Below are 12,684 nucleotides of genomic sequence, written 5' to 3'. Positions count from 1 at the left end.
TTACGCCATGGACATCGTTTTTGCAAGTTTGCCTCGCGTGATGAAGCAAATTCGCATTTGCAGGCGGACGGGAGGATTTTTCTCGCTGGACTTTACACTTTGATTTCCTAAAATAATGTTGCGCTTTAAACTTGGCCTGGTTTGCGCATAGTTAAAAACCAACATATTAGGCCTTACCCATTGACTTCGCCATGCAACAGGGAAATAAAACAACGGCTCCGGAAATTGATTTCGGAGAATTCGCACCAGCCACATACGCCGAATGGCGCGAGGCAGCAGTCGCTGCCCTGAAAGGGGCTGATTTTGACAAGAAGCTTTTTACCAAGCTTGTGGAGGGAATTACCCTGCATCCCATCTATAACAAATGGGATGAACATTCCCCGGTAATGCCTGCCGGGCAATTTCCATACCGCCGCGGAACGCGCGCCCTGGGCTATATGGAAAAGCCCTGCGAAATCGCCCAGAGCATTCCCGCTTCCTCTCCTGAGGATTTCAACGCCAAGCTTCTGCATGACCTGGAACGCGGCCTGACCGCCGTAAACATCCAGCTCAACTGCAAATGCGGCCTGAAACTGCGCAAGCAGGCTGACTGGGATACGGCTCTCAAGGGCGTCCGGCTGGACGGGCTTCCCGTATATGTCACTCCCGGTTCCTGCGGCCTGGGAACCCTCTCCATGTTCCTGAACACCTGCAAGGCCGCCGGCGTCAAGACGGCGGATCTCAGGGGCGGCGTTCTGTATGACCCGGTGGGGAAAGCTGTGATGAAGGGCTCCCTTTGCGGGGGAAAAGGCATCTGCGCCTACTATGACCAGATGGCCGTAATGACCAAATGGGCCGTCGCCAACGCTCCCGGCTTCCAGACCATCGGCGTCAGCGGGCTGCCTTACGCGGATTCCGGCGCTTCCGCTTTTGAAGAAGTGGGCGCCATGCTGTCCACTGCCGTGGCCTATCTGCGCGCCATGGAGGAACGCGGCCTCTCCGTGGATGAAACTGCGGCGCACATGCGCTTTACGGTCTCCATCGGCGCCAACCTGTTCCTGGAAATCGCCAAAATCCGCGCCTTGTGCGAACTCTGGGCCATCATCGTCAAAGAATGCGGAGGAAGCGAGGAAGCTGCCAAAATCAAGCTCCATGCCCGCACCTCCTTCTGGACCCTCTCCAAGGTGGATCCCTGGGTCAACCTGCTGCGCGGCTCCGCCCAGGCATTCTCCGCCATCATGGGCGGCGTGGACAGTATTGACGTTCTGCCCTTTGACGCTGCCGTGCGCATGCCGGACGAATTCTCCCGCCGCATTGCCCGCAACTGCCCGCTGATTCTGCTGGGCGAATGCAATCTGGACAAGGTCGTTGACCCCGCCGGCGGTTCCTGGTACCTGGAAAACCTGACGGATGAAGCCTCCCGGAAGATATGGGAATTCTTCCAGGGCATCGAAAAGGAAGGCGGCATCGTCAAGGCTCTCAAAGCCGGCAGCATCCAGAAGAAGGTGAACGCCACCGCCGCCAAACGTTACGAACTGGCGGACCAGCGCCGGCAGTCCATCGTGGGCGTCAACCAGTATGTCAACCTGGCAGAGAAGAAACTGGAGGCGACGGAAGGCTCCTGCTGCTCCGCCCACAAGGGGCACGGCTGCTGCAAGAATGCGGATATCCAGCTCCCGGAAGTGGAAATGAGCGTGGACTCCGCCTGCAAGGCCGCCAGAGAAGGCTTTTCCACCTGTCTCATCAACAAGGCCCTGGTGGCCGGGGTTGACTGTAAGTGCGGCGAACCTCTGGAAATGGAAGCCCTGCCGAAGCGCCGCCTGGCGGAACGTTTTGAATCCCTGCTCGCCAAGGCTGACGCCTGGGTGGAGGAAAAGGGTTCCCGGCCGATGGTCTTCTTCGCCAACATGGGGCCGCTTCGCCAGCACAAGGCCCGTGCGGACTTCTCCCGCGACTTCCTGCGCGCCGGCGGTCTGGATGTGGTTTATCCGTCCGGCTTCCAAACTCCGGAAGACGCGGCCAGGGCGGCTGCGGAAAGCGGCTGTGCCGTATGCGTCATCTGCTCCACGGATGACACTTATCCGGAAATCGTCCCCGCCTTCTGCAAGGCGCTCAGGGAGACCAGACCGGACATGATGGTGGCCCTTGCCGGTTATCCGGCCGACTATGTGGAAGCATTCAAGGAAGCCGGCGTGGACATCTTCATCCACGTCAAGGCCAACTGCTACAACACCGTTGAAGCTATTCAAAACAAAATCGGCCTCTAACAACCACCAACCTATTCCACCCAATGAGCAATATTCCTGATTTTGCATCCGCCTCCTATCCTGAAATCAAGGCTGGTGCCCCGTCCCCGGCTTCCGAAACGGAAACCTGGATGACCAATGAACAAATTCCCGTGCCGCCCACCTACTCGGAAAGCGTGTACGACGACTGCCTGCACCTGGACTTTACAGCCGGTGTGGCTCCCAACCTCCGCGGACCGTATGCCACCATGTATGTGGCGCGCCCCTGGACGGTACGCCAGTACGCCGGCTTCTCCACGGCTGAGGAATCCAATGCTTTCTACCGCCGCAACCTGGCGGCGGGCCAGAAGGGCCTTTCCATTGCCTTTGACCTGGCGACGCACCGCGGCTATGACTCCGACCACCCCCGCGTGGTGGGTGACGTGGGCAAGGCCGGCGTGGCCGTGGACTCCATCCTGGACATGGAAATCCTCTTCAAGGGCATTCCCCTGGACAAAATGTCCGTCTCCATGACCATGAACGGCGCCGTGCTGCCCGTGCTGGCCTTCTACATCGTCGCCGCCCAGGAACAGGGCTGCACGCTGGACCAGCTCTCCGGCACGATCCAGAATGACATTCTCAAGGAATACATGGTGCGCAACACCTACATTTACCCGCCTGATCCCTCCATGAGGATTATTGCGGACATCTTTGAGTTCACCTCCAAGTACATGCCCAAGTTCAACTCCATTTCCATCTCCGGTTACCACATGCAGGAAGCCGGCGCTACGGCGGACCTGGAAATGGCCTACACCCTTGCGGACGGCCTGGAATATGTCCGCACCGGGATCAAGGCGGGTATTGACATTGACGCCTTTGCGCCGCGTCTTTCCTTCTTCTGGGCCCAGGGCAAGAATTACTTCATGGAAGTGGCCAAAATGCGCGCCGCCCGCGTGCTGTGGGCCAAACTCATCAAGCAGTTCAACCCCAAGAACCCGAAGTCACTGGCCTTGCGCACGCACTCCCAGACTTCCGGCTGGTCCCTCACGGAACAGGACCCGTTCAACAACGTCACCCGCACCTGTATTGAGGCCCTGGCCGCCGCCTGCGGCCATACGCAGTCCCTGCACACGAACTCCCTGGACGAAGCGATTGCCCTGCCGACGGACTTTTCCGCCCGCATCGCCCGCAACACCCAGCTTCATCTTCAGGATGAAACCACCATCTGCAAGGTAATCGACCCGTGGGGCGGCTCCTACTATGTGGAATATCTGACCAATGAGCTCATCCGCAAGGGCTGGGCCCACCTTCAGGAAGTGGAAAAACTCGGAGGCATGGCCAAGGCCATTGAAACCGGGCTGCCCAAGATGCGCATTGAAGAAGCTGCGGCGCGCCGCCAGGCCGCCATTGACTCCGGAAAGGAACCCATCATCGGCGTCAACAAATACCGCCTGGAGCAGGAAGCCCAAATCGACATTCTGGAAGTGGACAACACCACCGTCCGGGAAGCCCAGATCGCCCGCCTGCAGAAACTGCGCGCGGAACGGGACTCCGCCGCGTGCGAAGCCGCGCTGGAAGCCCTGTCCGAATGCGCCCGCACGGGGGAAGGCAATCTCCTTGACCTTGCCATCAAGGCGGCCAAGGCCCGCGCCTCCCTGGGTGAAATCTCCTCCGCCCTGGAAAAACACTTCGGGCGTCATAAAGCACCAATCAAACTCATTACCGGCGTGTACGCTCAATCCTATGGTCAAGATCCGCTGGTGGAGGAAGTCCGCAAGATGACGGATGACTTCGCCGAACGCACGGGGCGTCGTCCCCGCATCCTCGTCGCCAAAATGGGCCAGGACGGCCATGACCGCGGCGCCAAGGTGGTCTCCTCCGCCTATGCCGACCTCGGTTTTGACGTGGACGTGGGCCCGCTCTTCCAGACGCCGGAGGAAACTGCCAAAATGGCGATTGAAAACGACGTGCACATGATCGGCATGAGCTCTCTGGCCGCGGGCCACAAGGTGCTGCTTCCCGCCCTGGTGGAAGAACTTGCCAGGCAGGGCCGTCCGGATATCCTGGTCTTCTGCGGCGGTGTTATTCCCGCCCAGGACTATGACTTCCTGAAGGAACACGGAGCTGTGGCCATCTTCGGCCCGGGCACCAACATTCCGGAAGCTTCCAGGGAAATAATGGAAGCTCTTAACGAACAGTACGCTGACTAAACGGAATTTCCTGTTTATCAGGTAAATACCTGTTGCGAGAGGCCGGATGAAAAATCCGGCCTCTTTTTTGCGGGCGGATTGACTATCCGCTGAAGCAGTTCAGCACTGCTGTAAAAATTCAGAAACAATAATGAGATAATTAAGTTGTTAAATGTCAATAACTTTCAAACAACATAAAATTCCTTTCTTCTCAATGAAATCACAAACATTTCTTGAATTCATGAATGAGTTGCGGAGCAAGATGCTTGCGGACATTTTTTGTTCTTCTGTATTTTTTATCAGGCTTTCCCTCCCTATTATCTGCATAAATTCTTTTAGAAAAAGTTGACAGCGAATAGTCAATCCGGCTATAAGCTGTCCGTGATGAAGAAATTATTTGTATCGTCTATTATGACGGCGGTTTTGCTGCCCGGGTGGGTCAACGCAGAAAGTCCTGATCTTGTTACGCTTCTGAGTCTTATTAAACCTCAGAACGGTGTTCTTTCCTCTGGCAATTCGTCATTGACGTGGAGGAGTGAAGGAACAACAGAAACGCCCTTGGACAATTTCGCCATTTCTTTTCAGCTTACGGAAACAAGAAATACTTCCTCTCTCCAAAATATTTTCTCGACCTCACGTGCCACCGGGGGGGCGTCTGGTAATGCACTACAGCTGACTTCCTCCTCCAAAAACGACGAGTATACCTGTTTATTCTCCTATGCAGGTCAGAGTTTTAATATGTCGGCGACAACTGAAAGAGGCAGTCTTCTTCTCACGCTGATTATGCGGAAAAGCGGGGATGGAAGCTCTGCCTTAGCTACCCTGTACAGTGGAACTCAAACCTTGGGAACAGTTTCTTTTAATTTCACCTCCGGTACAAGCTCTCTGAAATGGGATCAATCCAGTATCTGGACGAACACGGCGAAGGAGACATTCACTAACATTAAGCTGGCGACGTTTAATACCGAAGCCACGGATACAGACATTCTCAACGCTTTTGGCTTGCAGGTTCCGGAACCGGCTACGGCATCCCTGAGTCTGCTGGGGCTGGCGGCCCTGATGGTTCGCCGCCGCCGGAAAGCCTGAAAACCTTGTCCTGCCAGCAGTTAAAGGCGTTTTTGCCTGCAAGGTCCAGCCTTGCAGGCGATTTTTTTAATGTCTCTGTTGATGAAGGAGGGCCGTCCAGATGACCGTTTTTCCTGGCGGAACTCTTGCTCCGGAGGAAATGAGGCTCCTGCTTCTTTGACATTGCGGGAACGTTCTTCATCCGTTACTCTTTGCTCCGCCGTGGAGAGAAATTATCATTATTGCGTGGAACGCAACAGGGAATTGATTCCGCCGGATACGGATATGTTCCGGGTCATGGACGGGGCAGGGGATGGAATTCCCGGTGTCTTTGTGGATCAGATGGCGGATCGTATTCTCGTCTCCACGCGCGGATGTTCCATTCCTGCGGACCTGGAAAGCGAACTCCGGGATACGGGCCTGCCCGTATTCCACAAAAAACTGGAACAAAACCAGAAAGAAGCGCCCGTCCAGATCGCCGGGCCGCTCCTTCCCCTGCAATTTACGGCCTTGGAGCAGGGAGTGCGTTTCAAAATAGACATGTCCGCCGGTTATTCCCAGGGAATTTTTCTGGACCAGCGCGACCACCGCCGCCGGGTGAGGGAAAAAAGCGCTCCGGGCATGAGGGTGCTGAATACCTTTGCCTATACGGGGGCCTTTTCCGTTTACGCGGCCCTGGGGGGAGCGCAGACAACCACGCTGGATCTGGCGCAGCCGTGCCTGGACTGGGCCAGGGAAAATTTCGTTCTGAACGGCATTGACCCCTCCGGCCAGTACTTTTGCAAGGGGGACGCGCGCCGCTGGCTGGAAAGGTTCGCCAGGCAGGGGCGAACCTTTCACGGCATTATTCTGGACCCTCCCACGTTTTCCCGGGATGACCGCGGAAAGGTGTTCCGGGTGGAATCCCACTACGGGGAGCTGGTGGCCCTGGCGCGCGAATGCCTGGAACCGGGCGGCTGGATGCTGTGCACCAGCAACTGCCGCAAGCTGGGCCACGAGGACTTCCGCAGGATGGTGGCCCGTGCCGTTCCCGGTTTCCGCCTGACCCGTGACCCCATGCCTCCGGATTTCTCCGGGGAGGATTATTTGAAAAGATTGTGGATAGATTGGAAATAAATATTTTATGAAAAATTTTCCTCTCTGTGGCTGACGCATTTTATCCTTTTGAAAATGCTTCCGCTTTGATAGAAAGCCGTCCAATTACTTTTTTCTATGAAAAAACTAGCCTATGTTGCTGGACTCTTCGCTCTCACGTGTGCCCCTCTTCTTGCCGCTCTCTATGAGGGGCTGGAGGTGGGAATGGACAAGGACCAGGTGCTGAAAACCCTGAGGCGGAGCAAGCAGCTTGAAGGTCCGCCCACGGATGCCCTCCTCGCACGCACCGGACTCAACGGCGTGTTTAAAACCAGGCAGGCCATAGGCGGCCAGACCTTTGCCCTGAACTTTGACTATGACCCCTCCGGCGGCTTGAGGGCCGTTGTCTTCTATTCCCGGAGCAAGCACCGCGGTTCCGAATATGAAACCAAACTGAAATCCGCCTATAAGGCCCTTCTGGTGGGCTTGACGGAACAGTTCGGGGAACCGGTGAACATGCCGGAATGGGTGGCCAGGGAATCTCTTCAGGAAGGCCGCATCCAGTACATGCACATGTGGAAGGTATCTCCCGGCGTTTTCCTCATGTCCGGCCTGGGCAACATGGGAGCCATGGAGGGCTACTTCCCCCTTTTCCGTTTTTCCGGTCCCTCCGGCATGCCTCCCAAGTCCAAAAGGGACAGGGAGGAACTGAAAAGGGAATGGGCGGCCATCCCGGAATTTCCCGGTTTGAAGGAGGCGGAACTCCACATTTCCGACGCTGTGCTCGCCATGGGTTCCAAAAAGTATAAAGATGCCTTTGAATGTTTCCAGCAGGCGGCGGAACTGGGCTGCCCCCGTGGCTACTGGGGCATGGCGTTCCTGTATGACCAGGGCAAATACGGCGTGAAGAGGGATAAGAAAAAAGCGGAGGAAATGCACCGCAAGGCCGGAGCTGCCGGCTATGCCCCTTCCGCCTCCAGATTCGGAGCTGCGTGGCCGGATGCGGCGCGGGTTCTGGGACTAACCGCTGCGGAAGCCAGGGAGCAGGCCCGCACGCGCCGCCGGGCGGCTGCGGAAGGCTATGCCTCGGAGCAATATAACCTGGGCGTGATGTATCAGACCGGTTTCGGCCTGCCCAAGGACATGGCCAAAGCCCGGGAATGGTTCCAGAAAGCGGCGGACCAGGGAGACGTGCAGGCCAAAAGCGTCCTGAAAAAACTCCGGTAATTCTTTTTCCAACCCATGACCATCATGAGCTTATACGCACAACAACTCGTTCGCTACCCTGAACTGGGCATCTCCCTTGATTTTTCCAAACTTCCGCTGGACGATACGTTCCTGTCTTCCATGCAGGGGCGGATAGACAAGGCGTTTGCCGACATGAAGGCGCTGGAATCCGGCGCCATTGCCAATCCTGATGAAAAACGCATGGTGGGGCACTACTGGCTGCGCAACTCCTCCCTGGCTCCCACGCCGGAATTGAAGGCGGCCATTGATGGTCCCCTGGCGGACGTCAAAGCCTTTGGACGGGACGTTCTGGACGGCAAAATAACGCCTCCCCGCGCGGAACAATATTCCGCCGCCCTCGTCATCGGCATCGGCGGTTCCGCTCTTGGCCCGGAACTGGTGGCGGATGCTATCCCGGCGGCAGGGCTGGACATGTTCTTTCTGGACAACACGGACCCGGACGGCATGTACCGGGTGCTGGAATCCCTCCCTCTGGAAGAAACGCTTGTCATCGTCATTTCCAAATCCGGCGGCACGCCGGAAACCCGCAACGGCATGCTGGTGGCCCAGGATTTCTTCAGGAAGAACGGGCTGGAATTCGCACCCCAGGCGGTCGCCGTCACGGGAGCGGGTTCCCGGCTGGACAAAACGGCTGAGGCGGAAGGCTGGCTCAAGCGTTTCCCGATGGAAGACTGGGTGGGTGGCCGTACCTCCGTCATGTCCGTGGTGGGGCTGGTTCCCGCCGTGCTTCAGGGCGTGAACGTGGATGACCTGCTGGAAGGCGCGCGCCTGATGGACGAAAAGACCCGCCGGGACTGTGTGGAATGCAACGCCTCCATGAAACTGGCGCTGGCCTGGTACAAGGCTACCGGCGGCAAGGGGGAAAAGGATATGGTGGTTCTCCCTTATAAGGATGCCTTGGTGCTCTTCTCCAAATACCTCCAGCAGCTCATTATGGAATCCCTCGGCAAACGGCTGGATCTGGAGGGCAACGAAGTCTGCCAGGGCATTTCCGTGTACGGCAACAAGGGGTCCACGGACCAGCATGCCTATGTGCAGCAGCTCCGTGACGGCGTGAACAACTTCTTCGCCACCTTCATTGAAGTGCGCGAATGTTCCGCGGATGCGGTGGAAGTGGAGGCGGGCGCCACGTGCGGAGACTTCCTCCAGGGCTTCCTGCGCGGCACCCGCCAGGCGCTGGCGGAATCCGGCCGTTCCTCCATCACCATTTCCATCCCGGAGGTGAACGCCAAAACGCTCGGCATGCTGATTGCCCTGTTTGAGCGCGCCGTCTCCTTCTATGCTTCTCTGGTCAACATCAACGCCTACCACCAGCCCGGCGTGGAAGCCGGCAAAAAAGCGGCGGGTTCCTTCCTGGCCCTGCTGGGCAGGGTAAGGGGGGCTCTGGGAACCGCCCCGGAAACCGCCGCCCAGATGGCTGCCCGGCTGGATGCGGACCAGGAAGCCGTGTACCATTGCCTTGTGCATATAGCTTCCGGTGATTCCTCCGTCAAGTGGGTTCAGGCTGACTGTGCGGATGAAGACACCTTCTGCAAGGCATAAAAAACAGGGCATATTATTTCCGGCGGACGCTTATCCGGTTGATAAGCGTCCGTTTTTCTTTTCCGGGCAGCCATGAAAAGAAACTCGCTGCGCTTTTCTTCCCAGGTAATTCCGGAGCCGCCGGAAAACAGGAAGCGGCGTTGCCCGGAGGAAGAGCGGCTCCGGACGGGACAGGCTGGAAAAGCAGGGTTTTGGCATGCATTCTTTTCCCCAAAAACTCTGAAAAATATTTTTGTTTTCCGTACAATTTCGGATTGACAAAGCAAGGAGCCGAAGGCATCCTTATTCGACCCTAACTCGCTATTGGGTCTTTTGTTGGCTCCTTTGGTCGATGTTTGGGCAGAATCATTAATTCGACTACAATAATCGATATGTCCACCAATTCCTGCGCGTGCAGCGCATCTACTGACAAATTCGTCTATTCTTTCGGCGGAGGGTCCGCCGACGGCAATGGCAGCATGAAAAATCTTTTGGGCGGCAAGGGCGCCAACCTTGCGGAAATGGCCCGCATCGGCCTTCCTGTCCCTCCCGGATTCACCATCACTACGGAAGTTTGCACTTACTACTACGATCACGGCTGCACTTATCCCGCCCAGCTTGACGCGCAGGTCAAGGAAGGCATTGCCAAAATGGAACAGATCCTGGGACGCAAGTTCGGCGATACGGAAGCTATGCCCCTGCTGGTGGCCGTGCGTTCCGGCGCCCGTGAATCCATGCCCGGCATGATGGACACGATTTTGAACCTCGGCCTGAATGAAAAATCCGTGGAAGCCATGGTGAAGGCTACGAACAACCCCCGCTTCGCCTGGGACTGCTACCGCCGCTTCGTGCAGATGTACGGCGACGTGGTGCTGGGTGTGCAGAAAACCCCGGATGAAGACCACGAACCCTTTGAAACCGCCATCGCCGCCATCAAGAAAGAACGCTTCGGCAGCGAGGACGTGGAAGACACCAAGCTCTCCGCCGATGACCTGAAGGAACTTGTCTCCCGCTTCAAGGCCCTGGTGCTGGAACGCACCGGCCATGAATTCCCGGAATGCCCCTGGGAACAGCTTCAGGGAGCCATTGGCGCCGTGTTCGGTTCCTGGAACAATGACCGCGCCATCGTGTACCGCCAGAAATACGGCATTCCGTCCGAATGGGGCACCGCCGTCAACGTGCAGGCCATGGTCTTCGGCAACACGGGTGAGGAATCCGGTTCCGGCGTGGCGTTCACCCGCAACCCCGCCTCCGGCGAAAACGAATTCTATGGCGAATTCCTGATGAACGCCCAGGGTGAAGACGTCGTGGCCGGCGTGCGTACGCCCGCCCCCGTTGCTGCCCTTCATGAAGTGATGCCCGCCGCCTTCAATGAACTGGTGCGCATTCGCGAAGTGCTGGAAAACCACTTCCATGACATGCAGGACTTTGAATTCACCATTCAGGACCGCACCGTCTACATGCTCCAGACCCGCAACGGAAAGCGCACCGGCGTGGCCGCTTTCCGCATTGCCTGTGAAATGGTGGAACAGGGCCTGATTGACTGGAAAACCGCCGTGCGCCGCATTCCTGCGGACCAGGTGGACCAGCTGCTGACCCCCATCTTTGACCGTGAAGCCATCAAGAGTGCCAAGGTTCTGACCCGCGGTCTTCCCGCCGGGCCCGGCGCCGCCACCGGACGCATCTACCTGAACGCGGAACGCTGTGTGGAAGCCGCGGACAGAGGTGAAAAGGTTCTGCTGGTCCGTCTGGAAACCTCTCCGGAAGACCTGCGCGGCATGATTGCCGCTGAAGGCATCCTGACCGCCCGCGGCGGCGTTTCCTCCCATGCCGCCCTCGTTGCCCGTCAGATGGGCAAAGTCTGCGTTTGCGGCGCGGATGAAATCATTGTGGATTACAACAACCGCACCGTTTCCGTTGGCGACGTAACCGTCAGCGAAGGTGACTACCTCTCCATTGACGGAACGAGCGGCCTGGTATACGCCGGCAAGGTGGAAACTTCCCCCTCTGAAATCATCCAGGTCCTGATTTCCAAGACCATGAAGCCGGAAGACAGCCGCACCTACCAGAACTTCGCCAAGCTCATGCAGTGGTGCGACGACTGCACCAAAATGAAAGTGCGCACCAATGCGGACTCTCCCAAGCAGACGGAAACCGCCATCGCCTTCGGCGCCACCGGCATCGGCCTCTGCCGCACGGAACACATGTTCTTTGAAGGGGACCGGATCGACTTCGTCCGTGAAATGATCCTCTCCACCAAGAAGAGCGACCGCGTAGCCGCCGTTTCCAAGCTCCTTCCCTACCAGAAGGGGGACTTCAAGGGCATCTTCAAGGCGCTCAAGGGTCTGCCGGGCACCATCCGCCTTCTGGACCCGCCCCTGCACGAATTCCTTCCCCAGACGAAGGAACAGCAGCTTGACCTGGCCCAGAAAATCGGCATGCCTGTGGAAGTCATCATGCGCCGCGTGTCCGAACTCCATGAGTTCAACCCGATGCTCGGCCACCGCGGCTGCCGCCTCGGCATCGCCTATCCGGAAATCACGGAAATGCAGGCCCGCGCCATCTTTGAAGCCGCTGTGGAAGTCTCCCAAGAAGAAGGATTTGCCGTGGTGCCTGAAATCATGGTTCCTCTGGTGGCCTTCAAGAAGGAACTGGACATCCAGAAAGCCATCATTGACAAGGTGGCCCAGCAGGTATTTGAGGAAAAAGGCGTCAAAGTGGACTACCTCGTCGGCACCATGATTGAAATCCCGCGCGCTGCCGTCACGGCTGACGAAATCGCGGAAACCGCCCAGTTCTTCTCCTTCGGCACCAATGACCTGACCCAGACGGGCCTGGGCATGAGCCGCGACGACTCCGGTTCCTTCCTGCCGCAGTATCAGGAACTGGAAATCATCAAGAAGAACGTCTTCGCTTCCATTGACCAGAACGGCGTCGGCAAGCTGATGAAGATTGCCGTGGAACTCGGCCGCTCCACCCGCCCGGACATCAAACTGGGCATCTGCGGCGAACACGGCGGCGACCCCGCTTCCGTCAAGTTCTGCAACACGCTGGGCCTGACTTATGTGAGCTGCTCGCCCTACCGCGTCCCGACCGCCCGTCTGGCCGCGGCCCAGGCTGCTCTGGAACAGGAATAAACCTTTTTGTTAAGGGTTAATAAACAGCCCGTGGTTCTTCGGAACCACGGGCTTTTTTAGCGGATGGATCGGTCTTGTCAGATATGGCTTGAACCTTGCGGGCCAAACTGCTCCATGCGTTTGGTTTGGGCATATTTGCTGGGCTTCCGCCTTGCTGCAAAAAATCATGTTAATGGCATCATGGGCCGAAGCTCTCCTGGCGGAAGAGGAAGTGCATCTTTCCCAAAATGCTCCGCAGTCTTTCCC

General features: G+C 57.5%; 7 protein-coding genes. All 7 read left to right on the top strand.

Going from position 1 to position 12,684, the window contains the following annotated elements:
- The first annotated feature begins 191 nt into the window (after window positions 1-191).
- The 7 genes from BHW66_RS00220 (at window position 192) to ppdK (ending at window position 12,438) form a co-directional block, all read left to right on the top strand.
- The gene (locus BHW66_RS00220) at window positions 192-2,246 is read left to right on the top strand and encodes a methylmalonyl-CoA mutase family protein (protein ID WP_286688800.1); all 2,055 of its coding nucleotides are present in this window, start codon (window positions 192-194) and stop codon (window positions 2,244-2,246) included.
- A gap of 23 nt (window positions 2,247-2,269) precedes the next feature.
- Entirely contained in the window at window positions 2,270-4,414 is a 2,145-nt protein-coding gene (scpA, locus tag BHW66_RS00215; protein WP_046436322.1) for a methylmalonyl-CoA mutase, read from the top strand.
- 363 nt (window positions 4,415-4,777) lie between these two features.
- Window positions 4,778-5,479 carry a PEP-CTERM sorting domain-containing protein gene (locus BHW66_RS00210; RefSeq protein ID WP_286688799.1) on the top strand — a complete coding sequence of 234 codons (702 nt, stop codon included), beginning with the start codon at window positions 4,778-4,780 and terminating at the stop codon, window positions 5,477-5,479.
- Window positions 5,480-5,680: 201 nt separating this feature from the next.
- Window positions 5,681-6,574: a class I SAM-dependent methyltransferase gene (locus tag BHW66_RS00205; protein WP_256151006.1), complete on the top strand. Its 894-nt coding sequence runs from the start codon at window positions 5,681-5,683 to the stop codon at window positions 6,572-6,574.
- 96 nt (window positions 6,575-6,670) lie between these two features.
- Window positions 6,671-7,759: a tetratricopeptide repeat protein gene (locus BHW66_RS00200; protein ID WP_215444545.1), complete on the top strand. Its 1,089-nt coding sequence runs from the start codon at window positions 6,671-6,673 to the stop codon at window positions 7,757-7,759.
- Window positions 7,760-7,774: 15 nt separating this feature from the next.
- Complete coding sequence (locus BHW66_RS00195; protein ID WP_286688798.1) at window positions 7,775-9,322, top strand: glucose-6-phosphate isomerase; 1,548 nt, start codon at window positions 7,775-7,777, stop codon at window positions 9,320-9,322.
- 371 nt (window positions 9,323-9,693) lie between these two features.
- Window positions 9,694-12,438: a pyruvate, phosphate dikinase gene (gene ppdK / locus BHW66_RS00190; protein WP_046436313.1), complete on the top strand. Its 2,745-nt coding sequence runs from the start codon at window positions 9,694-9,696 to the stop codon at window positions 12,436-12,438.
- Window positions 12,439-12,684 lie beyond the last annotated feature (246 nt).

This window comes from Akkermansia sp. 54_46 (genome assembly GCF_001917295.1).
Taxonomy (GTDB): Bacteria; Verrucomicrobiota; Verrucomicrobiia; order Verrucomicrobiales; family Akkermansiaceae; genus Akkermansia; species Akkermansia muciniphila.
Note: the sequence above shows the minus strand (reverse complement) of the source record. Positions and strands in the feature narration are given on the sequence as shown.